The sequence below is a fragment of the Novosphingobium aquae genome (assembly GCF_037572715.1).
Lineage (GTDB): Bacteria > Pseudomonadota > Alphaproteobacteria > Sphingomonadales > Sphingomonadaceae > Novosphingobium > Novosphingobium aquae.
In genome coordinates, this window is record NZ_JBBHJY010000006.1 from 25,709 (window position 1) to 50,889 (window position 25,181).

Here is a 25,181-nt window from a genome sequence, read left to right on the forward strand (position 1 = left end):
GGACGATGCACCGCCGCCACACCTTGCTGCCTTTCGCCGCGGCCGCGCTCGGCATCGCGCTGTTCAGTGCGATGGACGCCTTCATGAAAGGCGCCACGCTGGCGGTGGGCGCCTATTCGGCGATGATGGTGCGCTCGCTTCTGGGCGCGGTGATCATGTTCCCTTTATGGCGCGCGCGCCGGGGCGCGATGCCCGACCGCGAAGCCCTGAAGCTCCACGCCCTGCGCGGCGCGATCAGCGCGGCGATGGCGGTGACCTTTTTCTGGGCGCTCGCCCGGATGCCGATGGCCGAAGGCATCGCCATTTCATTCATCGCCCCACTGATCGCGCTGTACCTTGCCGCCGTGGTGCTGGGAGAGAAAGTCACGCGCGGGGCAATCATCGCCTCGCTGCTCGGCCTTTCGGGAGTCGTGGTGATCGCCGCGAACCAGCTTGGCGCGCGCAACATGGATGGCGAGGCCGTGCTGGCGATTGCCGCCATGCTCCTGTCGGCCGTGCTCTATGCCATCAACCTGATCCTCCAGCGCAAGCAGGCGCAGATCGCCAGCCCGGTCGAGGTGGCGCTGTTCCAGATGAGCTTTTCCGGGCTGTTCCTTGCCGTCCTGGCGCCGTGGCTGCTAGTCCTTCCGGGTCTTGAAACCACCGGCCAGATCGCTCTGAGCGCGCTCCTCGCCGCGGTTTCGTTGATGCTGCTGTCATGGGCCTATGGTCAGGCAGAGGCGCAGGCGCTGCTGACGGTGGAATATACCGCCTTCATCTGGGCGGCGCTGCTGGGCTGGCTGATGTTCGATGAACAGGTCACCGGCGCGACGCTGGCCGGGGTTGCCCTGATCGTGCTCGGCTGCTGGATCGCGGCAAGGCAGGGGCGGCCCGTACATAGCGAGCAGACCGCTCTGTGAAGCCGAACGCCGCCGCCGGGGCGTAAACCAAGGTCAAAAGGCCGTATTTGGCGCATTTCTGATGGGCGCACCTCTTGACGCAGCGCACAATCGCGCGCATCGGCGGCGCCGAAACAGGGCCCTGCTGCGGTGCAATTGCCGCCGTCCCCCGGGGCTTTTACAGCAGGAGATCACGCAGGCATGACTCAGGTCGGACAGGACTCGCTCGGCACCCGTTCCACGCTCACCGTTGGTGGCAAGGACTATGCCTATTACTCACTCAAGAAGGCGAGCGCGCAGATCGGCGACGTCAGCCGCCTGCCCTTCTCGATGAAGGTCCTGCTGGAAAACCTGCTGCGTTTTGAAGACGGCGGCTTCACCGTTTCCACCGCCGACATTCAGGCTATTGCCGACTGGCAGAAGAGCCCCAGCGAATCGTCCAACGAGATCCAGTACCGTCCGGCCCGCGTGCTGCTGCAGGATTTCACCGGCGTTCCCTGCGTGGTCGACCTGGCCGCCATGCGCGATGCCATCGCCAAGCTTGGCGGCGACACCTCCAAGATCAACCCGCTGGTGCCGGTGAACCTTGTCATCGATCACTCGGTGATGGTCGACGAATTCGGCAATGCCAAGGCGTTCGAACAGAATGTCGAGATCGAATATCAGCGCAACATGGAGCGCTATGACTTCCTCAAGTGGGGTTCGAAGTCGCTCAACAACTTCTACGCCGTGCCCCCGGGCACCGGCATCTGCCACCAGGTCAATCTTGAAAACATAGCCCAGGCCGTGTGGACCTCGACCGACCAGAGCGGCGTGACGGTTGCCTATCCCGACACCTGCGTCGGCACTGACAGCCACACCACCATGGTCAACGGCCTTGGCGTGCTCGGCTGGGGCGTAGGCGGGATCGAAGCCGAAGCTGCTATGCTCGGCCAGCCGGTCTCGATGCTAATCCCCGAAGTCGTCGGCTTCAAGCTGATCGGCACGCTGAAGGAAGGCGTCACCGCCACCGACCTCGTGCTCACCGCCACCAACATGCTGCGCAAGCATGGCGTTGTTGGCCGCTTCGTTGAATACTACGGCCCCGGCCTTGCTGCCCTGACACTGGCCGACCGCGCCACGCTGGCCAACATGGCCCCCGAATATGGCGCCACCTGCGGGTTCTTCGGTATCGACGACAAGACGCTCGACTACCTGCGCCTTACCGGCCGCGAGGAAGAGCAGATCGCGCTGGTCGAAGCCTATGCCAAGGAGCAGGGCTTCTGGATCGATCCCTCGGTCGAACCGATCTTCACCTCGACGCTGGAACTCGATCTCGGCACCGTCGTACCTTCGCTCGCCGGCCCCAAGCGCCCGCAGGACCGCGTTTCGCTCGATCAGGTGGATGACGTGTTCAATCAGGACATGACCGACACCTACAAGAAGGTGCAGACCCGCGTTGCTGTTGAGGGCAAGGACTATGACATCGGCGATGGTGACGTCGTGATCGCTGCCATTACCAGCTGCACCAACACGTCAAACCCCGGCGTGATGGTTGCCGCCGGCCTCGTCGCAAAGAAGGCAAACGAACTCGGCCTGCGTCCCAAGCCCTGGGTCAAGACCAGCCTTGCCCCCGGAAGCCAGGTCGTTACCGATTACTTCAACAAGGCCGGCCTGACCGAGCATCTGGATGCGGTGGGCTTCAACCTTGTCGGCTATGGCTGCACCACCTGCATCGGCAATTCCGGCCCGCTGGCCGAGCCGCTGAGCAAGGCGATCAACGAAAACGGCCTCGTCGCCGCTGCCGTGATCTCGGGCAACCGCAACTTCGAAGGCCGCGTCTCGCCGGATGTGCGCGCCAACTTCCTCGCTTCGCCGCCGCTGGTCGTCGCCTATGCGCTCAAGGGCACGGTCATCGAAGACTTCGTCACCACGCCGATCGGGCAGGGCAGCAATGGCCAGGACGTCTATCTCAAGGACATCTGGCCGACCAATGACGAAGTCTTCGCAACCATGGCAACTTGCATGGACCGCGCCATGTTTCAGGCCCGCTATGCCAACGTCTACCTTGGCGACAAGCATTGGCAGGCGATCAATGTCACCGGATCGGAAACCTATTCGTGGCGCGCCGGATCGACCTATGTCGCCAACCCGCCCTACTTTGAGGGTATGTCGATGACCCCGGCGCCGGTCACCGACATCGTCGACGCGAAGCCCCTGCTGATCCTCGGCGATTCGATCACCACCGATCACATCAGCCCGGCTGGCAACATCAAGGCAGACAGCCCCGCCGGCGAATGGCTGATGGCGCATCAGGTCGCCAAGGCGGACTTCAACTCCTACGGCGCGCGTCGCGGCCACCACGAAGTCATGATGCGCGGCACCTTCGCCAACATCCGCATCAAAAACGAGATGGTCCCTGGCATTGAAGGCGGCATGAGCCGCTTCGGCGACGAGGTTGGCGCGGTCTATGACGTTGCCATGAAGCACAAGGCCGAGGGCACGCCGATGGTCGTTGTCGCCGGCAAGGAATACGGCACCGGCTCCAGTCGTGACTGGGCGGCCAAGGGCACCAACCTGCTCGGCGTGCGCGCGGTGATTGTCGAAAGCTTCGAGCGTATCCACCGCTCGAACCTCGTCGGCATGGGCGTGCTGCCGCTGCAGTTCAAGGACGGCGACACCCGCTCCAGCCTTGGCCTCGACGGCGACTGCAGCTTCACCATCGAAGGCGTGGCCGACATGAAGCCGCGTCAGGATGTGACCGTGAACGTCACCCGCAAGGACGGCAGCCAGTTCAGCTTCACCGCTTTGTGCCGCATCGATACTGCCAATGAGGTCGAATACTACATGAACGGCGGCATCCTGCACTTCGTGCTGCGCAAGCTGGCCGCCTGATCGCATTGGACTACACATGGCGGGGCGGGGAGCTTCGGCTTCTCGCCCCGCTGCTGTTTTGGGCCGCAGTGTTTTGGAGGACGCAATGACGGAAGTGCTGATCGAAACGTGCGGCTGGATCGCCGCGCTGCTGATCCTGGCGTCCTACATCCTCGTCTCCACCGGGCAGCTTTCGGGCCAGTCGCGGACCTATCAGTGGATGAACATCGTCGCTGCAGCGGGCTTCGTGGTCAATTCGGGCTGGCACGGCGCGATACCCTCGACCGCGCTCAACGTGGTGTGGATGGCGGTCGGGCTGTTCACCCTGTGGCGGATTGCGCGCGGCACTGTTCAGCCGGGATAAAGCGGCGCCCGCGCAGCCTTGCAGTCCTCACCGGGGGGCTGGAGCGAAGACGCATGAAAACCGCGATCACATTAATGGCGCTGGCGCTGACCATGGCAACGCCTGCCATGGCCAAGGCACCGGTCAATCCGCAGATCGACTATCAGGGCTTCACCGGCCTTGTCGGAAACCTTGCCAAGGTGCGCGAAAAGCACCGGCTGGCATGGCCCGAGTTCGCCCGCCGCGCTCGTGCCGAAGGGGCGCTGCTGCTCGATGCGCGATCGCCCGCCGCCTTTGCCCGCGGGCATCTGGACGATGCGGTCAACCTGCCGTTCTCCGACTTTACCGCAGAGGCGCTGGCCGAAGTCATTGGCCCCAACCGCAATCGGCCGATCTACATCTACTGCAACAACAATTTCCGCGATAACCGCGCGCCCGTGGTCACCAAGGCGGCACCGCTGGCGCTCAACATTCCGACCTTCATCAACCTGCACGGCTATGGTTACAGCAATGTCTGGGAACTGGCCGACGTGATCGGCATGGACGATCCCGCCGTCGGCTGGGTTGGCACCGGCGCGCCGCGAGCTCGTTGAGAGACAGGGCCCAGATACGAAAAGGGCGGCCCGCGATGGACCGCCCCAGGTTTTTGCTCCGGAGAGCTGAGTTTGTGCGTCAGGCCGCCTTGTCGATGACCTTGGCGTTCCTGGCCTTTGCCAGACGGCGACGCCCGGCGAGCGTGGCAGCTGCCGCGCCGAACAAGATCAACATCGGCGGAGCCGGAACTTCATGACCGCCCGAAGAGGTCGAGGTGGAGCCACCTGATGAGGTAGAGGAGCTGGACGAGCTGGAAGTCGAAGAGCTCGATGAACCCGAAGTCGATCCTGAGGTACTGCCTGAAGTCGAGCCGCTGCTCGATCCCGAGGACGAACCCGAGCTGGACCCCGAAGAGCTGCCCGACGAGGAGCCGCTCGACGATCCGGAGCTGGAGCCGGACGAGCTACCCGAGGACGATCCGCTCGACGAACCCGAGCTTGATCCCGAGGACGAACCGCTCGACGATCCCGACGAGCTTCCCGAGGAAGACCCACTGCTGGATCCCGAAGAACCAGACGAACCCGACGAGCCGCCATGGCTGCCGCTCGACGTGCCGTGACCCGGCTTGCCGCCGGTCGAACCGCCCGAGCTGCTGCCCGAAGAGCTGGACGAAGACGACGACGAGCTCGACGAAGATGAGGACGAAGAGGAGCTGGACGAGCTGGAGACGTTACCCGACGAAGAGCTGACGTTTCCGCTAGAGGACGAGACGTTGCCTGAGGAGCTCGAAACGTTGCCGCTCGACGAAGACACGTTGCCCGACGAGCTGGAGACATTGCCCGAGCTGGTCGAAGTCGAAGTCGATACACCGCCAGTCGAGGTGCTGACGCCGCCCGAAGTGGTCGAGCTGGACCCGCCCGAAGTGCTGGTCGATCCGCCCGAGGTAGAAGTCGAGCTACCGCCCGAACCGCCCGACGATGTCGAGCTGGTGATGCCACCGGTCGAGGTCGAGGTGATCACCACTGAACCGCCGCCCGAGCTGCTGCCACCGAAGAAGCCGCCGAAGAACCCGCCGCCGAAGCCGAAGCCGCCGCTCGATCCGCCGATCACCACCGTGCCGCCCGAACTGCCTGAAGGCATCGGGGGAAGCGGCGGCATATAAGGCGCTGCCATTGGCACCATCGCCATCTGCTGGGTCGCCTCGCAGCAGGTGGTGCGCTTGACGATCCGGCGCACGCGCTTGACCTTGCGCGGCTCGCTGCGGACCACATAATAGCGCTGCGCCTTGGGCTTGCCCTTGACCACGCGTGTTGCCGTGCCCTTCACGTGCTTGACGTAAGCGGGGTTGCTGGTCTTCGGGGCTTCCGCCACGTGGACCGCTCCGCCACCAATCAACGCACCGCCAGCGGCAGCGACAGACAACTTTGCGAGGGCCGTTCGAATCGACATGGTCTTCTCTCTCGTCCTGGAGGCCTGACGCCCGAAAGGTGGGAATACACCTGCCGGACCAATGCCCCTGTGCGTTCAGAAACGCAGAGAGCTCCCCATACGACAATCACGTTAACCGTCCTTTGCGTCCCGATTTACGAAAAATTCGCCACTTTTTCGGGCCTTGGCGAAGACCTGTCCCGTTATGGAACCGTTTGGCCCGCCTTTGGTTACCGCACGGGCCTATTCGCTATCGCTGAACAGGCCAGTTTGGCTGCCGGACGGGGGAATCAGTCCCAGGTGCTGCCATGCCCGGTCATTGAGGCAACGTCCGCGTGCGGTACGGGCGACGAGGCCAAGCTGGATCAGGTAGGGCTCGATCACCTCTTCCACCGTGTCGCGCGGTTCGGACAGGCCGGCGGCGAGCGTTTCGACGCCCACCGGACCGCCCTTGTAGATGTCGGCGATCATCGTCAGGTAGCGCCGATCCATGGCATCGAGGCCGAGCGCATCGACCTCAAGCCGGGTCAGCGCATCATCGGCCACTTCCCATGTCACGGTGCCATTTCCGGCGACATGGGCGAAGTCGCGCACCCGGCGCAGCAGGCGGCCGGCCACGCGCGGCGTGCCGCGGGCGCGGCGGGCAATCTCTCGCGCTCCTTCGGGGGCGATGGACAGGCCCAGCAGCCCGGCGCCGCGCGTGACGACGCTTTCAAGTTCCGGGATCGTATAGAAATTCAGCCGCACCGGGATGCCGAAGCGGTCGCGCAGCGGGGTGGTCAGCAGGCCCTGACGTGTCGTGGCACCGACCAGCGTAAAGGCAGGCAATGGCACCTGCACCGACCGCGCCGCCGGCCCCTCGCCGATGATCAGATCAAGCGTGCGGTCCTCCATCGCCGGGTAGAGGATTTCCTCGACCACGGGATTGAGCCGGTGAATCTCGTCGATGAATAGGACGTCGCCTTCATCAAGGTTGGTCAGCAGCGCGGCAAGATCGCCCGCCTTGGCAATGACAGGCCCGGAGGTGGCGCGGAAACCCACGCCCAGCTCGCGCGCAACGATCTGCGCCAGCGTCGTCTTGCCGAGGCCGGGCGGGCCATAGAACAACACATGATCCATCGCCTCCCGCCGGCTGCGCGCGGACTCGATGAACACCCGCAGGTTCTCCTTCGCCCCGGCCTGTCCGACGAATTCGGCAAGCGTCTTGGGCCGGAGCGCGGCGTCGACGTCCTCGGGTTGGCGGAGCGGGGTGAGGTGGGTGTTATCGGTCATGCGTGCGGTGCTTGCGGCACGATGAATGCTGAAACAAGTTCAGCATGACGAGTTTGCAGAACAACGCTCTCACCATCATCACCTTGAACTTGGTTCAGGGTCCATTTCGCCCCAGTCTCAGGCCCATGAGGGAAGAGCGTCAGCCTTGTGTCCATATCCTTGCGAGCGGGTGATATGGCACGGTCTATATTGGTGTAACGTCGAACCTTGTCGGCAGAATTTCGCAGCATCGTAGCAGTTTGACGCCGGGTTTCTCGAATCGTTACGCTGTCCACCGGCTGGTCCATTACGAACTGTTCGGCGAAATGGAACCAGCCATCCTGCGCGAAAAGCAGCTCAAGAACTGGCGCCGCCAATGGAAGATCAACCTGATCAATGCGGTCAATCCGCACTGGGCGGACCTGGCGGTGGGGTTGGGCTTTCCGCCGCTTTCTCCGGGCAAGGGGCGTGATGGATCCTGAAATGAGTTCACGATGACGTTGGGTGAGAGGTTGGCCCATCACCCCGCCGCCCTCTTCAGCCCGACCCTGATCAGATCATTGAGCGCCGCGCCATCGCCAAGCTCGTCCATCGCCCGCGCAATCGCATCGGTCGCCACGTTCGGCTTGAACCCCAGGTTCATCAGCGCCGAGACCGCGTCCGCACTCGCGCTGCCCGCCGGGGCCGAGGCGAGCGTCACGCTACCCGGCGCAGTCGGCAGGGCGCCGGCCTTGTCCTTCAATTCGTTGACGATGCGGCTGGCGAGCTTTGGCCCTACGCCCTGCGCCCGCGCCACCATCGCCGCGTCGCCGCTGGCGCAGGCTTTCTGCAGATCCTCGGTCGACAGCGCCGAGAGCACCGCCAGCGCCATCTTGCTGCCCACGCCCTGAACGCCGGTCAGCAGGCGAAACCATTCGCGCTCCGCACCGCTGGCGAAGCCGATCAGGCGCATGTCGTTTTCGCTGACCTGCAGTTCGGTGTGGATCGTAACGCTGTCGCCCCTGATGCCCAACGCAGTCAGCGTCTTGGCGCTGCAATGGACGAGGTAGCCGACGCCGGAAACGTCGATCACTGCCCAGTCGGGGCCGAAGTCGTCGAGCGTGCCGGTGAGCTTGGCGATCATGGTTTGTTCCTATGCACTTGCGATTCGCGCAAGGCAAGCCTGCTGGCTTATGTCAGCGCAGCGACCCCATCAGATGCGCGTGGGCAATCGCCACGGCGAGCGCGTCCGCCGCATCGGCGCCGGCCAGTTTCGCCCCCGGCAGCAGCACGCCCAGCATCGCCTGAACCTGTGTCTTGTCCGCGCCGCCGGTGCCCACGATCGCCTTCTTCACCAGCCGCGTGGCGTATTCCGCCACCGGCAGTCCGGCACGCGCGGCGGCGAGCAGGCAGACGCCGCGCGCCTGCCCCAGCTTGAGCGTCGACTGCGGGTTCATGTTGACGAAGACCTCCTCCACCGCCGCCGCATCGGGCCGGTGGAGCAGGATCACATCGGTCAGTTCACGATCCAGCGTAACGAGGCGTTCGGGCAGCGTGGCCTTGGCATAGGTCTTCACCTGCCCGTTGGCGATGTGCGTTAGCCGGTTGCCGACCTTGGACACGATGCCCCAGCCGGTACAGGTCAGCGAAGGGTCGATGCCAAGGATCAGCATGGGTGTTCCTCCCGGAACCGGGGAGGGGGACCGCGACGCGAAGCGGCGTGGTAGAGGGGGCTCTCCCTCATGCGCCGCTCAGCAAGGATAGCCCCCACCACCACGCTTCGCGTGGTCCCCCTCCCCGGTTCGGGGAGGCAAAGGCGATCAACCCAGCTTTTCCATAACGTCGTCAGGTATCTCGTAATTGCCCCAGACTGCCTGCACGTCATCATCATCGTCGAGCACGTCGATCAGCTTGAGCAGGGTCGTGGCGGCGGCTTCGTCTACTTCGACCTTCAGCCCCGGCTTCCATGCCAGCTTGACGCCCTCGGCTTCGCCCAGCGTCTTTTCGAGCTCGCGGGCGACCGGGTGGAGGTTTTCCACCGCAACCCAGATCGCGTGGCTGTCCTCGTCGCTTTCGACATCGTCGGCACCGGCTTCGATCGCGGCTTCAAGGACCGTGTCCTCGTCGCCCGCCTTGCCGGGATATTCGATCAGGCCGAGCCGGTCGAAGCCGTGGCTCACCGCGCCGCTGGCGCCCAGATTGCCGCCGTTCTTGGCAAAGGCGGTGCGCACGTTGGTGGCGGTGCGGTTGCGGTTGTCGGTCAGCGCCTCGACGATGAGGGCCACGCCGCCGGGGCCGTAACCCTCATAGCGCACTTCCTCGTAGTTCTCGCCGTCGCCCTTGCTCGCCTTGTCGATCGCGCGCTGGATATTGTCCTTGGGCATCGACTGCGCCTTGGCGGCGTTGACCGCAGCGCGCAGGCGAGGGTTCATGTCCGGATCGGGCATGCCCATCTTCGCCGCGACGGTGATTTCGCGGCTGAGCTTGGAGAACTGCGCCGAACGCTTTTTGTCCTGCGCGCCCTTGCGGTGCATGATGTTCTTGAACTTGGAATGGCCTGCCATGGAATCTGCCGTCAGCTAGGGTTTGGAAGTTGTCCGCCCCTAGCGGAGACACGCCGATCAGACAACCACGGCAGTTCCCGAGCAACTGACCATCAGCATCGAGCCGTTGGAACCCAACACCTCGTAATCGATATCCACGCCGATCACGGCATTGCCGCCGACGCGCTTCGCTTCGGCCTCCATCTCTTCCAGCGCCTGCTTGCGCGCGCGGGCGAGGACGTCTTCGTAGGAACCCGAGCGGCCGCCGACAATGTCGCGGATACCGGCGAACAGGTCGCGGAAGATGTTGGCGCCAACGATAACCTCACCGGTGACGATGCCTTTGTAATCGCGCACGGGCTTGCCTTCGATCATGGCGGTGGTGGTAACGATCATGGCACTTAATCTCCTCAGGCGTGAACCGGATACCGAGATAGGATGGCGCGGGCCGCCGACAAGGGCGGGAGCAAGAGCACTGATCGCGCGTTAACTTTTCTTCGGCTAAGAGCGGGCCGATGTCAGACGCACTTGCCCCGTCAGCCGCCCCGCCGGTGTCCCCGTTGGCCCCGACGCCGTTTCTCGCCTCATGGCGCGAATTCGCCGCCTATCTGCGCCGCCCGGTCCATCAGGTTCCCGGTAGCCTGAAGGCACCCGGCGCCTGGCGCGCGTTTGGCGCGCTTTGGCTTCTCGATGTCGTCGGGCTGGTCGTCCTGCTCGTCGTGCTGACGCTCTACATGAAGGTAACCGGCCTGCCCGGGCCTGACGCTTTCGATCAGGTGCCGCGCGAATGGCTGGTGCCGCTGGTGGTGCTTGCCGCGCCAGTGATCGAGGAAACGGTGTTCCGCGGCTGGCTGGCAGGACGGCCCCGCGCGCTATGGCTGCTGGGCGGGCTGGCCGCACTGGCACTGGCGGCGATGTTGCTGGCCGATGGCACGCCGCTGCGGCTGGCGGTGGTCGGCCTCGTGCTGCTGGCCATGCCGCTAGGCTGGTACCTGCTGCGCAAACGCGCGGCACCTGGCTGGTTCGGACGGTTCTTTCCGGTGATTTTCTGGGGGACGGCGCTGGTCTTCGGCCTCGTCCACCTGTCGAACTATCCCTCGCCGGGATTGCTCGCGCTGCCGCTGATCCTGCCGCAGGTCTGGGCGGGACTGGTCTTCGGCTTCATGCGCATGCGGCTGGGCCTTGCCGCTGCGATGCTGGCCCACGCCGGCGCGAACGCATTGGCGGTCGCACCGACGTTTCTGGGGCTTTGACTGTCCTCAGCCGAGGCCGAGAGCGGCCTTGTAGGTATCAAGCAGCATTTCCATTTCGCTGCGATCGTCGGGCTTCATTTTCCGCAGGCGGACGATCTGGCGCATGATCTTGGCGTCGTAACCCACGGCCTTGGCTTCGGCATAGACGTCGCGGATGTCGTCGGCGATGCCCTTCTTCTCTTCCTCGAGCCGCTCCACGCGTTCGATCAGCAGGCGCAGGCGGTCGTCGGTGTTCTCGGCCATGGGGGAATCTCCGGGTGATAGTGAATCGCTTGCGAGGGCCGATAGCGACGGCGAGAGATTCGGGCAAAGTCAGAGCTGTGGAAAGATAGGGTAGAAGCCGGAAACGCGAGATGCCGTCATCCTGAACTCGTTTCAGGAACCATTCCTCCCCACGCGCGGTGGCTTTCGCGGCGGACCAGCGGCGCCGTTTGCGCCCCTTTCCATAGCTCAGGATGTGCGGCGCGAGGGATCCTGAAACAAGTTCAGGATGACGAGTTTTTTTGGCTGCGCTTTAGTGACTCCCGCCGTTCTTCTTCAAACTCTCCTCCATGCGCGCCATCTGTTCGGGCGTGGCCTTGGTCTGAAAGCGCTCCTTCCATTCGCCCGCCGGCATGCCGTGGATCACTTCGCGCGCCCCAGCCTTGTCCATCCCGGCCCCGGCGTCGTTGATCCAGTCGGCCAGGCAGTTGCGGCAGAAGCCCGCCAGCCCCATCAGGTCAATGTTCTGGGCATCGTGCCGCACCCGCAAATGTCGGACAAGGCGGCGAAACGCTTGCGCGGCAACCGCGTCGTCGATCGCGTCGAGCGGGTCGTTTCCATCGAAAATGGTGTCTTCGGTGCAGCTCATCGGGCATTCGTCCTTGGGTTTTCGCGCCATCTTTGCCATAGGCGCGGGTGTATTCGCAAAGGAGTTTTCGTGGCCAAGACCGATCAGTTCGACCATCGCGGGCGCAAGGTGAAGATCCTGGCAACGCTCGGACCGGCGAGCCGCTCGCCCGAAATGATCGCCCGCCTGCTGCGCGCAGGGGTCGATGCCTTCCGCGTCAACATGAGCCACGGCGACCACGCCACCCATGCCGAAACGATCGCCAGCGTTCGCGCGGCGGAGAAGGACTTTGGCCGGCCGATCGCCGTGCTGTGCGATCTGCAGGGGCCGAAATTGCGCGTCGGCCAGTTCAAGGACGGCCGCACGGTCATCCGCCACGGCAGCCACTTCACGCTCGACCGCAATCCCGAACCGGGCGACGAAAACCGCGTCTGCCTGCCGCACCCGGAACTGTTCGCCGTACTCGAAAAAGGTCAGCGTCTGCTGGTCGATGATGGCAAGATCCGCCTGCGCGTGATCCGCGCCGGCGCGGACGAGATTCTCTGCACGGCGGAAGTCGGCGGCGTTATTTCGGACCGCAAGGGCGTCAATGTGCCCGATGCCGTGGTGCCGATCCCGGCGCTGACGCCCAAGGACCGGCGCGATCTGGCCTTTGCCGTTGAACACGGCGCGGACTGGATTGCCCTGTCCTTCGTCCAGCGGCCCGAAGACGTGGCCGAGGCGCGGCAATTGATGGGCGGCATGCAGGCCTCCGGGGCCGCGCTGATGGCCAAGATCGAAAAGCCCGCCGCGATTGATCGGCTGGCCGAAATTATCGAGCTTTCCGACGGCATCATGGTGGCGCGCGGCGACCTTGGCGTCGAGCTCAACCCCGAGGAAGTGCCGCCGCTGCAGAAGCGCATCGTCGAAACCACGCGCCGTTCGGGCAAGCCGGTGGTCGTGGCCACGCAGATGCTCGAATCGATGATCGAAAGCCCGGCACCGACCCGCGCCGAAGTGTCCGACGTGGCCAACGCGATCTACGACGGCGCCGATGCGGTCATGCTCTCGGCCGAAACCGCCGCTGGAGCCTGGCCCGAGGAAGCCGTCGCGATCATGGACCGCATCGCCAAACAGGTGGAGCGCGATCCCGGCTATGCCGCGCGCGTCCACTTCGCCGAAATGCGCCCCGATGCGACGACCGCCAACGCGCTCGCCCGCGCATCGGCGCAGATTACCGAGACGGTGTCGATTTCGGGCATCATCATCTTCACCGGCTCGGGCAGCACGGCGCGCCGCGTGGCACGCGAACGGCCCAACGTGCCGATGCTGGTGCTTACCCCCAGCCCCAAGATCGCGCGCAAGCTGGCTTTGTTGTGGGGCGCGCATGCCGTCCACACAAAGGACATCGGCTCGTTCGAGGAGATGATCGCCAAAGGAAAGCGCATGGCGCTGCGCCACGGTTTCGGTACGGCGGGATCAAAGTTGATCACACTGGCGGGCGTGCCGTTTGGCACTCCGGGATCGACCAACCTGCTCCATGTCGTCACGCTCACGGGTGACGAACTGGAACGCCACAGCGGCGATTGACGCTACGGAAAGGCCGGCTCTGCATTAATTGTTGCAATTGCGAACAGGCCCGTTAAGGGCGCGGCAAATGAGTTTAATCGATCGATTAAATTCGCCACAAGACTGTCGCAGGGAGCAACATAATGCGGGCCACCGGAAACACCACGTCGAAGATCACACTGCTGTTGGGCAGCGCCCTCTGCGCCATGGCCGCACCGGCTTTTGCTGACGAGGCAGAAACCGCCGACGATGTGGTGATCGTGGTCAAGGGCCAGCCGGCTGGCGAAAACGTCCAGACCTATGCCGGCAGCGTGGCTGCCCTTTCCGAGGCCGATCTCGAAGCGCGCCAGTTCACCACGATCTCCTCGCTGACCCAGGCCTTCGCCAATGTCTCGCTGGACGAGATCGGCACGTTCAAGGGCGTTGCCAACTTCGCGATCCGCGGGCTGGGCGTGAACAGCTCGATCCCCTCGATCGACCCTGCGGTCGGGCTCTATGTCGATGGCGTCTATATGGGCGTCAACGCCGGTAGCGTGTTCGACGCGCTCGACGTCAGCCGCATCGACGTGCTGCGCGGGCCGCAGGGCGTGGTCTTCGGGCGCAACACCACGGGCGGCGCGGTGCTGGTCCAGACCGCCGACCCCGAATTCGATGGCTGGAGCGGACAGGCCCGCGTGGGCTTTGAAGGCCCGATCGACAGCGGACGCGGATCGCCGCTCGGCACGGCGCGGTTGGTGGTTTCGGGCCCGGTCAGCGATACGTTCGCGGTGCGGCTCGGCGCGCTGCACACCACTGACGGCGGCTATTTCCGCAATGCTCTCACTGGCGCTCCGGTCGGCGGCTATGACAATACCGTGCTGCGCGCCGGCCTCGCCTGGCGGCCCACGGCGGATTTCAAGGTCACGATCAAGGGCGAATGGAACCGCAGCGACGGCGATGGCGCGCCCACGCACAACAACGGCCAGAACGCGCGCGACAGCTTCAGCCTCTCGATCAACGAGCCCGGCTACCACCACTCGCGCAGCAAGTTCGTCTCTGCCCGCGCCGAATACGATGCCGGTGACGGCGTGCTGACCAACGTTTTCGGCTGGCGCAAATACGACCTGTCGACCCGCAACGACATCGATTCCTCGCCGGTCACGATTTTCCATTCGGATACCCGCACAAAGCAGGAGCAGGTGTCGAACGACCTCTATTACACCCAAAGCATCGGCGCATTCGACCTGACGCTGGGCAGCTACCTTTTCCACCAGTCGGTCGGTTACGAAGAGGTGCGCTACCTCGCCGCCACCCAGTACGGCGGCGGGCGGATGAAGCACGATCAGGCCGAGGTTTACGGGCAGGCTGCGGCTGAACTCGCCAAGGGCCTGAAGCTTACCGCGGGTCTGCGCTGGTCGCACGAAGCCAAGCAGGCTTTCGTCACTTATGTGCGTCCGCGCACCGCCTGTTCGGCAGTCGATGCGACCTGCCCGGTTAGCGGCACCAATTCGCTCGCGCCGACCGAAAACAACGGCTTCACTCACAAGGCGAGCTGGAATTCGCTGAGCCCCAGTGTACGACTCGGCTGGGAAGCCGCGGAGGGCGCGTTCCTGTGGGGCGGCTGGTCGCGCGGGCGGCGTTCGGGCGGTTACAATCTGCGGATTACCCAGCCTGCCGCCTTTGAACAGGTCGCCGCCACGCTCGGCTCGCCGGCCTATCAGCCCGAGCGGGTCGACAGCTTTGAACTCGGCGCGAAGTGGCAGACCGGCGATGGCCGGCTGGCGGTTCAGGCCACGCTGTTCCAGAGCGAAGTGGCCAATATGCAGCGCGAAATCAATGTGCCATCGGCCACTTCGGGCCTCGCGCAGTCGATTTTCAATACCGCTGACGCCCGCATTCGCGGCGGCGAACTGGAAGTGGTGGCGCGGCCCATCGAAGGCCTGAGCCTCACCGCTTCGGTTGGCCACATCGACGCGCGCTACACGGCAGTGAAGTTCGACATTAATTCGGACGGCGTGATCAATGCGGCTGACCTGCTCGTCGACCTGCCGCGCGCCCCGCGCTGGACCTGGGGCCTTGGCGGATCATACCGCGCCGGGATCGGCGAGAAGGCTGCGATCACGCTCCGCGCTGACTTCCAGCACCGCTCGCGCTTTGCCTATACCGACAACAACTGGGGCTGGAATTCCGCCTCTGACCGGCTCGACGCCAGCGTCACGCTGGACCTTGGCGAACCGGCGATCCGCTTGACCGTGTTCGGCCGGAACCTGCTCGACCAGGTGCAGTTCGGCGGCGATACCCAGCTGCCGTTTGCCGGCGGGGCGTTCTCCGACGGCAACAACCGCCCCTACGATCCGCGTCCAGCCGCCGGCACCTTCTCGCCGCTGGCCAAGGGGCGCACGCTGGGGCTGGAAGCGGCGATGGATTTCTAGGCGCGGGATCCGAACAGGGCGCTGCCCACCCGCACGTGGGTGGCGCCCAGCATGATCGCGGTTTCGAAATCGTCGCTCATGCCCATGGACAGCCCGGTGAGGCCCTCGCTGGTCGCGATCTTGTCGAGCAGCGCGAAGTAGGGCGCGGGCTCGGTGCCCACTGGCGGTACACACATCAGCCCGGCGAGGGGGATGCCGGCAGCGCGGGCCTCGGCGATGAGCGTGGGGGTCTCGGCAATCGCGCAGCCGCCCTTCTGTTCTTCCGCGCCGATGTTGACCTGGATGAAGCAGGGCACCTGACGCCCGGCCTTGTCCATCGCGCGGGCAAGCGCGGTGACGAGGCTGGGCCGGTCGAGCGAGTGAATGCAATCGAACAGCGCCACGGCATCGTCGGCCTTGTTCGATTGCAGCTGGCCGACGAGGTGCAGTTCGATGCCCTCGTGCGCCTCGCGCAGGGCAGGCCATTTTTCGGCAGCTTCCTGCACGCGGTTTTCGCCGAACACGCGCTGGCCCGCCGCGATCAGCGGGACGATGGCCTCGGCGGGGTGAGTCTTGCTCACCGCGACCAGCGTGATGCTGTCGGCACGGCGGTTGGCGAGGCGCGCGGCACGGTCGATGCGGGCGCGGATGTCGGCAAGAAGCTTGGCTGGATCGCTCATGGCGCGCTGCTATAGCGTGCGCGTGTCGAAGTGCTACCCATCCGTTCCTCGTCTGTGGTTGATCTCTGACGCGCGCAATGACGGCGCGCTGGAGGCGGCGCTGCGCCGCCTGCCGCGCGGCAGCGGACTGGTGTTCCGCCATTACCACTTGCCTGAGCCGGAGCGGTGGGCGCGCTTCCGCCAACTCCAGCGGCTGGCGCGGCTGCGCGGACATAGCGTCGTGCTTGCCGGGACCATGCGGGAGGCGCGCGCTTGGAGGGCTGACGGCGCCTATGGCTCGGCCCGCATGCTGGGAAAAGGGCTGGCCGGACTGCGTCTCGCCACCGTCCATTCCCTGCGCGAATTGCGCCGCGTGGCCCGCGCCGATGCAGCTCTGCTCTCGCCCGTATTCGCCACACGGAGCCACCCCGGTGCAGGTGCCCTCGGGCCGCTCCGCTTCCTGTTCATGGCGCAGAATTCGCGCATTCCGGCGCTTGCGCTCGGCGGAATGACCCCGCGCCGCGCCGCGCGGATGCCGCTCCATGGCTGGGCGGCCATCGACGGGTTGAGTCCCTGAGGCGACGAACCGAGTCGGTGCGGCAAAGCTTCAATTGACGCAGGACTCCCCCAGGGCGCATGATGCGCAGTCGAACAACCGGGGGTGAGCAGGAAATGGCGGTCCAGACCATGGGCACCGGCGTCGGATCGGCGCGCAGGCCAGCGGGCGGGAACTGGCGCGCAGTGATGCGCCGGTCGGTGCGCCGCGCCAGCGAGATGGGCGCGGCCCTGCTGCTGTGGGCGGCTATGCTGTTCCTCGCCATTGCGCTCGTCACCTATCACCAGACCGATGCCTCTTCCTCGACCGCTGCCGGCGGCGTGACGCTCAACTGGATGGGCGGCGCGGGCGCGTGGATTGCCGACCTTGCGCTGATGCTGTTCGGGCTGGTTAGCGCGCTTGTCCTGCCGCTGCTCCATGTCGCCGCGCGCAAGCTGTGGCGGCTTGCCGGCGATATCGAGGATGAGGCCCCCGCGCATCCGTGGTGGAATTCGCTGCTGGTGCTGTTTTTCGCCATGGTCCTGCTCGCCACGGCGCTGTCGCTGGTCTGGCCCGACACGGGCGACAATTTCCCCGCCTCGGTCGGGGGGCTGGCGGGAATTGTCGGTGAGAAGGCCATTCGCGGTCTCGCTGCGCTTCTTCCTGCCGGGCAGGGCTGGGCGATCTTTGCGCTGGGCCTGCTGACGCTGGTGGGCGGCGCGATCCTTGCCGGCCGGGTCTTCGCGATCGACTGGGCGGGGCTCTTCACCCTGCCGCGCGGCCTGCCGCAATTGCCGCGCATTACCGCCAATGAGGGCGAGGCGCTGACCCGTCCGCGCGCCGCGAAGAAGGAACGCGAAGCCGCGCAGGAAGCTATCGCCTCCGCCCCGCCGCGCCGCGCGCCAGAGATTTCGGACCCGACCCGCACGGTCAAGCCAGCGCAGCTTACCGCGCGCAGCCGACAGGGCGACCTGTTCGACAATTACGAATTGCCGGGGCTCGATCTGCTCGCCGACCCCGGCCCGTCGACCGCGCCCAAGATGGACAAGCTGGCGCTGGAAAAGAACGCCCGCCTGCTCGAAACCGTGCTCGAGGATTTCAACGTCAAGGGCACCATCGATGCCGTGCGCATGGGCCCTGTGGTCACCATGTACGAACTTGAGCCTGCCCCCGGCATCAAGGCCAGCCGCGTGGTTGGCCTTGCCGATGACATCGCCCGCAACATGAGCGCGATCTCGGCGCGCGTTTCTCCGATCCCGGGGCGCACGGTGATGGGCATCGAATTGCCCAACGCGCACCGCCAGATGGTCAGCTTCAAGGAACTGGTCGCCTGCGAACAGTTCGCCGGGGCCAAGGGCATGTTGCCGATCATCTTGGGCAAGGACATTTCGGGCGAGCCGATCGTCGCCGATCTAGCCACCATGCCGCACCTGCTGGTCGCCGGCACCACCGGCTCGGGCAAGTCGGTCGGCCTCAACGCCATCTTGCTGTCGCTGCTTTACCGGCTGACCCCGGCCCAGTGCCGCCTCATCCTGATCGATCCCAAGGTGTTGGAATTGTCGGTCTACGACAATATCCCGCACCTGCTCTCGCCCGTGGTGACCGAGCCGGCCAAGGCCGTGCGCGCGCTGAAATGGGCGGTCGAGGAAATGGAGCGCCGCTACCGCCAGATGAGCGAGATCGGCGTGCGCAACCTCACGGGCTTCAATGAAAAGGTGACGACAGCGATTGCCAAGGGCAAGCCGCTGGGCAAGCGCATTGCCATTGGCTTCGATCCGGAAACCGGCGAGGAAGTCTACGAAGACCAGCAGTACGACTACAAGGTGCTGCCGCAGATCGTGGTCATCGTCGACGAACTGGCCGACCTTATGGTCACGGTCGGCAAGGAAGTCGAAGTGCTGATCCAGCGGCTTTCGCAAAAAAGCCGCGCCGCCGGTATCCACCTGATCATGGCCACTCAGCGCCCGTCGGTCGACGTCATCACCGGCGTGATCAAGGCCAACCTGCCGACCCGCATCAGCTTCGCGGTGACCAGCCGGATCGACAGCCGCACGATCCTTGGCGAACAGGGCGCAGAGCAGCTGCTTGGCAAGGGTGACATGCTCTACAAGCCGGCGACCCAGCCGCTGACCCGCGTTCACGGCCCCTTCGTCTCGGACGACGAAGTTGCCGCCGTCGCCGAGTTCTGGCGCGGCCAGGGCGAGCCTGAATATGTCGATTCGGTCACCGAGGAACCCGACGATGCGCCCTTCGGTTTCGACGATCTTGAAGGCGCGGGCGACAGTCCGGAAGACCGCAAGTACCGGCAGGTCTGCCAGCTGGTGTTCGAAAGCCAGAAGGCCTCGGCCAGCTGGATCCAGAGGCAGATGGGCGTGGGCTACAACACCGCGTCGAAATGGGTCGAGCGCATGGAGAAGGACGGCTTCGTCGGCCCGGCCAACCATGTCGGCCGCCGCGAAATCTACCGCGACAGCGACGGCAATCCCCTCTGAACCGCTTCTGATCCTGCATGGCTGAATGGGATGCCATTGTTCTCGGCGCCGGGGCCGCCGGGTTGTTCTGCGCTGCGCAGGCAGGGCAACGCGGCGCGCGGGTGTTGCTGCTCGACCATGCCGATGCACCGGGGAAGAAGATCCTGATCTCGGGCGGCGGGCGGTGCAACTTCACCAACGTCAATACCGCCCCTGACCGGTTCCTTTCGGCCAACCCGCACTTCGCCAAGTCGGCGCTCAGCCGCTACAAGCCGCAGGATTTCCTCGCCCTGGTCGAAATCTACGGCGTGGCCTGGCACGAGAAGACGCTGGGCCAATTGTTCTGCGATTCGTCAGCGCGGCAGATCGTTGACCTGCTGCTTGAGGAATGCGTGAAGGGCGGGGTGGAGCTTCGCTGCGGGGTGATGACCGGCGAAGTCGAACACCGCGATGGCCGTTTCCATGTTGCGGGAGAGAGTGCACCCCGGCTGGTGATCGCCACCGGCGGGCCTTCGATCCCCAAGCTTGGCGCGACGGGTTTTGCCTATGACCTTGCCCGCCAGTTCGGGCTGAAGGTGGTGCAGCCGCGCCCGGCGCTGGTGCCGTTGACGCTGGCGGGTGAGGATGCGCTGTTTACCGAGCTTTCAGGCGTTTCCGCCGATGTAACCGCGAAGTGCGGCAAGGCGCGGTTCCGCGAGGCGGCGCTGTTCACCCATCGCGGGCTGTCTGGCCCGGCGATCCTTCAGGTGTCATCCTATTGGCAGCGCGGCGACGAAGTCGGCATCGATTTCCTGCCCGACCAGCCGGCGGACTGGCTTATCGAAGCCAAGCAGCAGCGCCCCCGCAGCGGCCTTGCCAAGGTGCTTGGCGAAACGCTGTCTGAACGCCTTGCCCAGCGGCTGACCGAACGACTTGGAGTGACGGGCGAACTCATCAACCAGACCGACAAGGCGCTTCGCGCAGCGCAGGCGCGGCTGGCGGACTGGCGCTTCCTGCCCAACGGCAGCGAGGGCTTTGCCAAGGCCGAGGTTACCGCCGGCGGCATCTCCACCGCCGACCTGTCATCACAGACCATGGAGGCGCGGCGCGTTCCGGGGCTTTATGCCATCGGCGAGGCGGTCGACGTGACGGGCTGGCTCGGCGGTTACAATTTCCAGTGGGCCTGGGCGAGCGCCAATGCCGCCGCGCTGGCGATTGCGGACGGCGCGCGGGCGGGTTAGCCAGCGGCGATGAGCACTCGCCCCGACAATGCCGAAACCGCGCCTATCGTGGCGGGCCGCGCCTGCGGGTCTTGCACGCTTTGCTGCAAGGTCATGGAGATCGGCGAGCTCGGCAAGGCGGCGGGGCAGTGGTGCCCGCATGTGCTGACCGGCAAGGGCTGTTCGATCTATGCCGGGCGGCCCAACTCCTGCTCGGCCTTCGGCTGCGGCTGGCTGCACTGGAAGGAGGCGGGCGATCACTGGTTACCGGCCAAGGCGAAGATGGTGATCGTCGCGCAGGACCGGACGCGGCTGGTCGTCCATGTCGATAGGGCGACGCCCAACGTGTGGAAGGCCGCGCCATTCTATCCGGACCTGAAACGCTGGGCTCGCAATCCCGCGCGCTATGGCTTCCGGCAAGTGCTCGTAGCAGTGGGCCGGCGGATGACCGCGATCCTGCCTGACAGCGATATGGACCTTGGCGAAGTGCCGCATGACGCGGTGATCATCAGCGGCCCGGTCGGAGGCGGGCGGCACACGGCGCTGGTGGTTGGTCCCGACGATCCGCAGCTCGAGAAGGTGCGCGTCGGCGGCAGCTATACCTTCACCGAGAGGCGCTGAACTTTCCTACTCGGGCGGCGGATGGCAAAGCAGCGGTATGGCACGGATCAAATCCCGCTCCGCTCATCCTGAGCCTGTCGAAGGATGTTGCGCCACGTCCGGCCCTCGCGCGGCACCCTTCGACAGGCTCAGGGTGAGCGGATTTTGGAGCAAGGTGACACTTCCCTTCAGGACTGTGTCCAGTGTGTCCAGTCCATCCGTCCCATGCGCCGCCTTGCACCCGATAGGTTTCATCTGTAACGAATTTCGCAAAGGAGACTCCCCATGCGTGTCGGTACTGTCCGCGAAATCAAGAACCACGAATACCGCGTAGGCCTGACGCCCGAATCGGCGCGCGAACTGGTTGCTCACGGCCATGAAGTCTGGGTCGAAAGCGGCGCTGGCCTCGGCATTGGCGCAAGCGACGGCGACTATGCGCAAAGCGGCGCTTTCATCCAGCCCGATGCCAAGACGGTGTTCGATGGCTGCGAAATGATCGTCAAGGTCAAGGAACCGCAGGCCGTCGAACGCGCGATGCTGCGCCAAGGGCAGGTGCTCTACACCTACCTCCACCTCGCGCCCGATCCTGAACAGACCAAGGAACTGGTCGAATCCGGCGTCACGGCCATCGCCTATGAAACCGTCACCGGCCCGGGCAATTCGCTGCCGCTGCTGAAACCCATGAGCCAGGTTGCCGGCCGGATGTCGATCCAGGCCGGCGCGACCGCGCTGCAGAAGGCCACGGGAGGCCGCGGCGTGCTGCTCGGCGGCGTTCCCGGCGTTCTGCCCGGCAAGGTGCTGATCATCGGCGGTGGCGTTGTCGGCTTCAACGCCGCGCAGATGGCGGTCGGCATGGGGGCGGACGTCACCATCCTCGACCGTGATCCCGAAGTGCTCGAACGGCTCGACAACCACTTCGAAGGCCGCGCCAAGACGCGCTTCTCGAACCGCGCCGTGGTCCAGCAGATGGTCTGCGAAAGCGAACTGGTGATCGGTGCCGTTCTGGTTCCGGGTGCCTCGGCGCCCAAGCTCGTCACGCGCGAAATGCTTGGCTGCATGAAGCCGGGTTCGGTGCTGGTCGACGTTGCCATCGATCAGGGCGGCTGCTTCGAAACCAGCCGGCCGACCACTCACGCCGAGCCGATCTACGTGGTCGATGGCATCGTCCACTACTGCGTGGCGAATATGCCGGGCGCGGTGGCGCGGACCTCCACCTATGCGCTCAACAACGTCACGCTGCCCCATGCCCTGCGCATCGCCGACCTCGGCTGGAAGGAAGCGCTGAAGGCCAATCCCCACCTCGCGGCGGGGCTCAACGTGCACGAAGGCAAGGTGACCTATGAAGCCGTCGCGCGCGATCTGGGCTACGAATACACGCCGGTGAGCGAGGTGCTGGCCTAAGCGGAAAACGGCCCGAACGGCGCGGCAACCTCTGGCGGAACCCGGCACAGGCGGCCGGTTTCGCGGTCGATCATCGCCCAGGTTGACCGCGCAGAAACGATAACCTTGCCGGCGGAATTGCGAAACTCGACGCAGCGGTCGAACCGCGCGCCGGTGGGGCCTTTGGGGATGAAAGTCTCGGCAGTGACGCTCTCGCCTTCGGAAATGTTGCCCCTGTAATCGATCTCGTGCCGGGTCACGACCCAGACGTATTTCGACTGATGCTCCGGCAGGGCCGCGCTTTCCCAGTGGGAGGTGGCGAGCGCCTCCATCCACTGCACCCATACGGCATTGTTGACGTGGCCCATCACGTCGATGTGTTCGGGCAGCGCGGTCAGGGTGAGGCTGTGGCGGTTGCTCATTTCTCGATGCCGAGTTGCCACAGGATAAAGGCGAACTCCTCGGCGGTCTCCTTGAGGCTTTCAAAGCGCCCCGACTTGCCACCGTGTCCTGCGCCCATGTTGGTTTTGAGGATCAACTCATTCGAGTCGGTCTTGAGTTCCCGCAGCCGGGCGACCCATTTGGCGGGCTCCCAATAGGTCACGCGCGGATCGTTGAGCCCGGCGGTGACCATGATCGGCGGATAGTCCTGCGCGCGGACCTGATCGTAGGGGGAATAGCTCCGGATCAACTCGAACGCTGCCTTGTCCTCGATCGGGTTGCCCCACTCGGGCCATTCGCCCGGGGTCAGAGGCAGATCGGCGTCGAGCATCGTCGCCAGCACGTCGACGAAAGGCACGTGGGCGACAACCGCGCCCCACAGGGCAGGATCGGAATTGGCCACCGCGCCCATCAGTTCGCCGCCGGCTGATCCGCCGGAAATGCTGATCCGGCCGCCCTTGGTATAGCCGCGCGCGATCAGGCCTTTCGCTGCGTCGACGAAGTCGTTGAAGGTGTTGCTGCGCCGTTCCAGCTTGCCCGCCTTGTACCAGGCGCGGCCCATGTCGTCGCCGCCGCGGATGTGGGCGATGGCATAGGCAAAGCCGCGATCGACGAGGGAGAGACGGCTGGTCGAGAAGCCGGGGTCAATGCTGATCCCGTAAGCGCCGTAGCCGTAGAGGTGCAGCGGGCCTGCCGGTGCGCGGTCCTTGCGGCTGACAACCGATACCGGGATCAGGGTGCCGTCGCGCGCCGGAATTTCCAGACGTTCGGTGACATAGAGCGAGGCATCATAGCCGCTCGGGATTTCCTGCACCTTCAGCGGGGTCAGGCTGCGCGCGGCGACATCGTAGTCATAGACGGTCGAGGGGCTGACCATCGATTCGTAGCTGACTCGCAGCACATCCATCGCCCACTCGGGATTGTCGCCGAGGCCGGCGGAATAGCTTGCCTCAGGGAACTCGATCGCTTCGATCCGTGTCGGGTTATCGTAGTAACGCACTTCGATCCGGTCGAGCCCGCGCACCCGGCCTTCGGTGACGTAGAAGTCGCGGAACAGGTCGACGCCGGTGAGGTAGAAATCGTCGGTCCCCTCGATCAGCGTGGTCCATTCGCCCGGCGCGGACAGCGGCGCGGTGGCGAGGCGGAAGTTCTCGTGCGTGTCGTTGGTGTGGATGAACAGCGTTTGCCCATGCAGGTCGACATCGTACTCGACGCCCTTGGCGCGGGGCTTGACCAGGATCTGCTCCCCCAGCGGATCGGCGGCGGCGATCAGCCGCACTTCGCTGGTTTCGTGGTCGCTGGCCGAGATGACCAGCCACTCTTCATTGGCCGTTAGCGAGCAGCCGACGCGGAAGCCGTCGTCGTCTTCGTGGTAAAGCTCGACATCGCTTTCCAGCGGCTGACCGAGCCAGTGCAGGCGGGCATTGTCGGTGCGCCATTGTTCGTTGGCGAGGCTGTAAACGATACCCTTGTCGTCAGCGACCCAGACCAGCGCGGAGAGCGTGCCGGGGATCTCGTCAGGCAGCATCTCGCCGGTGGTCAGGTCCTTGATCCGCGCGGTGAAGCGCTCGGACCCGTTGTCGTCGATGGCATAGGCAAGCAGCCGGCCATCATGGCTGACTGACAGCGCGCCGAGGCGAAAGTATTCCTTGCCCTCGGCCAGTGCGACCTCGTCGAGGATCAGTTCATCGGCGCTTTTGTCATCCTTGGCAGCGACCGGCCTGCGCCACCATTTCTTGTATTCCGCGCCTTCCTCGAACTCGATCCAGTAGAGGAAATCGCCGTCCTTCTGCGGGACCGATGTGTCGGCTTCCTTGATCCGCCCGCGCATTTCCTTGAACAGCGTGTCGATCAGCGGCTTGCGGCCTGCCATGCGGCTTTCGAACCAGGCGTTCTCCGCCCCAAGGTGGGCGAGAACTTCCTTGTCTGTCACCTCGGGATAGCCGGGATCGCGCAGCCAAGCGTAGTCGTCGGAGACGGTGATGCCGTGGTGAGTGAACTGGTGCGGCTTCTTTGCGGCGACGGGGGGTGTGGTAACTGTCATCGCCTGCATCTATGGTGCGGGCA

The 25,181-nt window shown here is 65.0% G+C and carries 25 protein-coding genes; 15 read left to right on the forward strand and 10 right to left on the reverse strand.

Annotated features, from left to right (window positions below; translation table 11 throughout):
* Nucleotides 1-5: 5 nt before the first annotated feature.
* From WG900_RS12260 to WG900_RS12285, 6 genes are all read left to right on the forward strand, one after another.
* Nucleotides 6-899, forward strand: coding sequence for a DMT family transporter (locus WG900_RS12260; RefSeq protein WP_339967466.1), 894 nt, complete (start codon nucleotides 6-8; stop codon nucleotides 897-899).
* Nucleotides 900-1,079: 180 nt separating this feature from the next.
* Complete coding sequence (gene acnA, locus WG900_RS12265) at nucleotides 1,080-3,752, forward strand: aconitate hydratase AcnA (RefSeq protein ID WP_339967467.1); 2,673 nt, start codon at nucleotides 1,080-1,082, stop codon at nucleotides 3,750-3,752.
* An 85-nt stretch (nucleotides 3,753-3,837) separates the two neighbouring features.
* Nucleotides 3,838-4,095, forward strand: a complete 258-nt coding sequence (locus tag WG900_RS12270) for a CBU_0592 family membrane protein (protein WP_339967468.1) — start codon at nucleotides 3,838-3,840, stop codon at nucleotides 4,093-4,095.
* 53 nt (nucleotides 4,096-4,148) lie between these two features.
* Nucleotides 4,149-4,667, forward strand: a complete 519-nt coding sequence (locus tag WG900_RS12275; RefSeq protein ID WP_339967470.1) for a rhodanese-like domain-containing protein — start codon at nucleotides 4,149-4,151, stop codon at nucleotides 4,665-4,667.
* A 215-nt stretch (nucleotides 4,668-4,882) separates the two neighbouring features.
* Nucleotides 4,883-5,227, forward strand: a complete 345-nt coding sequence (locus tag WG900_RS12280) for a hypothetical protein (RefSeq protein WP_339967472.1) — start codon at nucleotides 4,883-4,885, stop codon at nucleotides 5,225-5,227.
* 6 nt (nucleotides 5,228-5,233) lie between these two features.
* The gene (locus tag WG900_RS12285) at nucleotides 5,234-5,770 is read left to right on the forward strand and encodes a hypothetical protein (protein WP_339967473.1); all 537 of its coding nucleotides are present in this window, start codon (nucleotides 5,234-5,236) and stop codon (nucleotides 5,768-5,770) included.
* Between the two features lie 509 nt (nucleotides 5,771-6,279).
* Here the strand turns inward: WG900_RS12285 and ruvB are convergent.
* Nucleotides 6,280-7,308: a Holliday junction branch migration DNA helicase RuvB gene (gene ruvB, locus WG900_RS12290; RefSeq protein WP_339967475.1), complete on the reverse strand. Its 1,029-nt coding sequence runs from the start codon at nucleotides 7,306-7,308 to the stop codon at nucleotides 6,280-6,282.
* Nucleotides 7,309-7,496: 188 nt separating this feature from the next.
* Between ruvB and WG900_RS12295 the strand changes: the two genes are divergently transcribed.
* Nucleotides 7,497-7,769 carry a GIY-YIG nuclease family protein gene (locus tag WG900_RS12295; RefSeq protein WP_339967759.1) on the forward strand — a complete coding sequence of 91 codons (273 nt, stop codon included), beginning with the start codon at nucleotides 7,497-7,499 and terminating at the stop codon, nucleotides 7,767-7,769.
* Nucleotides 7,770-7,807: 38 nt separating this feature from the next.
* On the opposite strand, the gene ruvA is transcribed toward WG900_RS12295, so the two are convergent.
* From ruvA to WG900_RS12315, 4 genes are all read right to left on the reverse strand, one after another.
* Entirely contained in the window at nucleotides 7,808-8,410 is a 603-nt protein-coding gene (gene ruvA, locus WG900_RS12300; RefSeq protein ID WP_339967476.1) for a Holliday junction branch migration protein RuvA, read from the reverse strand.
* Nucleotides 8,411-8,462: 52 nt separating this feature from the next.
* Nucleotides 8,463-8,939, reverse strand: coding sequence for a crossover junction endodeoxyribonuclease RuvC (gene ruvC / locus WG900_RS12305; RefSeq protein ID WP_339967478.1), 477 nt, complete (start codon nucleotides 8,937-8,939; stop codon nucleotides 8,463-8,465).
* A 147-nt stretch (nucleotides 8,940-9,086) separates the two neighbouring features.
* Nucleotides 9,087-9,830, reverse strand: coding sequence for a YebC/PmpR family DNA-binding transcriptional regulator (locus tag WG900_RS12310; protein WP_339967479.1), 744 nt, complete (start codon nucleotides 9,828-9,830; stop codon nucleotides 9,087-9,089).
* A 57-nt stretch (nucleotides 9,831-9,887) separates the two neighbouring features.
* On the reverse strand, nucleotides 9,888-10,205 hold the full coding sequence (locus tag WG900_RS12315) for a heavy metal-binding domain-containing protein (protein WP_339967480.1): 318 nt from the start codon (nucleotides 10,203-10,205) through the stop codon (nucleotides 9,888-9,890).
* A gap of 119 nt (nucleotides 10,206-10,324) precedes the next feature.
* On the opposite strand from WG900_RS12315, the gene WG900_RS12320 reads away from it, so the two are divergent.
* Nucleotides 10,325-11,062, forward strand: a complete 738-nt coding sequence (locus WG900_RS12320; RefSeq protein WP_339967481.1) for a CPBP family glutamic-type intramembrane protease — start codon at nucleotides 10,325-10,327, stop codon at nucleotides 11,060-11,062.
* Between the two features lie 6 nt (nucleotides 11,063-11,068).
* On the opposite strand, the gene WG900_RS12325 is transcribed toward WG900_RS12320, so the two are convergent.
* Together WG900_RS12325 and WG900_RS12330 are read right to left on the reverse strand one after the other, a co-directional pair.
* On the reverse strand, nucleotides 11,069-11,305 hold the full coding sequence (locus WG900_RS12325; protein ID WP_310533650.1) for a DUF2312 domain-containing protein: 237 nt from the start codon (nucleotides 11,303-11,305) through the stop codon (nucleotides 11,069-11,071).
* A gap of 271 nt (nucleotides 11,306-11,576) precedes the next feature.
* Nucleotides 11,577-11,912 carry a DUF1244 domain-containing protein gene (locus WG900_RS12330; RefSeq protein WP_339967760.1) on the reverse strand — a complete coding sequence of 112 codons (336 nt, stop codon included), beginning with the start codon at nucleotides 11,910-11,912 and terminating at the stop codon, nucleotides 11,577-11,579.
* A gap of 69 nt (nucleotides 11,913-11,981) precedes the next feature.
* Between WG900_RS12330 and pyk the strand changes: the two genes are divergently transcribed.
* Nucleotides 11,982-13,460 carry a pyruvate kinase gene (gene pyk, locus WG900_RS12335; protein WP_339967482.1) on the forward strand — a complete coding sequence of 493 codons (1,479 nt, stop codon included), beginning with the start codon at nucleotides 11,982-11,984 and terminating at the stop codon, nucleotides 13,458-13,460.
* 122 nt (nucleotides 13,461-13,582) lie between these two features.
* Nucleotides 13,583-15,850, forward strand: coding sequence for a TonB-dependent receptor (locus WG900_RS12340; protein WP_339967483.1), 2,268 nt, complete (start codon nucleotides 13,583-13,585; stop codon nucleotides 15,848-15,850).
* Here WG900_RS12340 and WG900_RS12345 read toward each other — a convergent pair.
* Nucleotides 15,847-16,509 (reverse strand): YggS family pyridoxal phosphate-dependent enzyme, encoded by a 663-nt coding sequence (locus WG900_RS12345; RefSeq protein WP_339967485.1) that lies wholly within the window; start codon nucleotides 16,507-16,509, stop codon nucleotides 15,847-15,849. The two genes, WG900_RS12340 and WG900_RS12345, sit on opposite strands and share 4 nt — an antisense overlap.
* Here WG900_RS12345 and WG900_RS12350 point away from each other — a divergent pair.
* The 5 genes from WG900_RS12350 to ald all read left to right on the forward strand — a co-directional run bounded on the left by WG900_RS12350 (nucleotide 16,508) and on the right by ald (nucleotide 22,694).
* Entirely contained in the window at nucleotides 16,508-17,065 is a 558-nt protein-coding gene (locus tag WG900_RS12350; RefSeq protein WP_339967487.1) for a thiamine phosphate synthase, read from the forward strand. The two genes, WG900_RS12345 and WG900_RS12350, sit on opposite strands and share 2 nt — an antisense overlap.
* Before the next feature lie 110 nt (nucleotides 17,066-17,175).
* On the forward strand, nucleotides 17,176-19,515 hold the full coding sequence (locus WG900_RS12355) for an FtsK/SpoIIIE family DNA translocase (RefSeq protein ID WP_339967761.1): 2,340 nt from the start codon (nucleotides 17,176-17,178) through the stop codon (nucleotides 19,513-19,515).
* Nucleotides 19,516-19,532: 17 nt separating this feature from the next.
* A complete protein-coding gene (locus WG900_RS12360; protein WP_339967488.1) occupies nucleotides 19,533-20,714 on the forward strand; it encodes a BaiN/RdsA family NAD(P)/FAD-dependent oxidoreductase in 1,182 nt (393 codons plus the stop codon).
* 9 nt (nucleotides 20,715-20,723) lie between these two features.
* Complete coding sequence (locus WG900_RS12365; protein WP_339967489.1) at nucleotides 20,724-21,314, forward strand: hypothetical protein; 591 nt, start codon at nucleotides 20,724-20,726, stop codon at nucleotides 21,312-21,314.
* A gap of 264 nt (nucleotides 21,315-21,578) precedes the next feature.
* Nucleotides 21,579-22,694: an alanine dehydrogenase gene (ald, locus tag WG900_RS12370; RefSeq protein ID WP_339967490.1), complete on the forward strand. Its 1,116-nt coding sequence runs from the start codon at nucleotides 21,579-21,581 to the stop codon at nucleotides 22,692-22,694.
* Here the strand turns inward: ald and WG900_RS12375 are convergent.
* Both WG900_RS12375 and WG900_RS12380 read right to left on the reverse strand, forming a co-directional pair.
* Nucleotides 22,691-23,095 carry an acyl-CoA thioesterase gene (locus WG900_RS12375; protein ID WP_339967491.1) on the reverse strand — a complete coding sequence of 135 codons (405 nt, stop codon included), beginning with the start codon at nucleotides 23,093-23,095 and terminating at the stop codon, nucleotides 22,691-22,693. The two genes, ald and WG900_RS12375, sit on opposite strands and share 4 nt — an antisense overlap.
* Nucleotides 23,092-25,167: a S9 family peptidase gene (locus WG900_RS12380; protein WP_339967492.1), complete on the reverse strand. Its 2,076-nt coding sequence runs from the start codon at nucleotides 25,165-25,167 to the stop codon at nucleotides 23,092-23,094. Before WG900_RS12380 ends, WG900_RS12375 begins: the two co-directional genes overlap by 4 nt.
* Nucleotides 25,168-25,181: the final 14 nt, after the last annotated feature.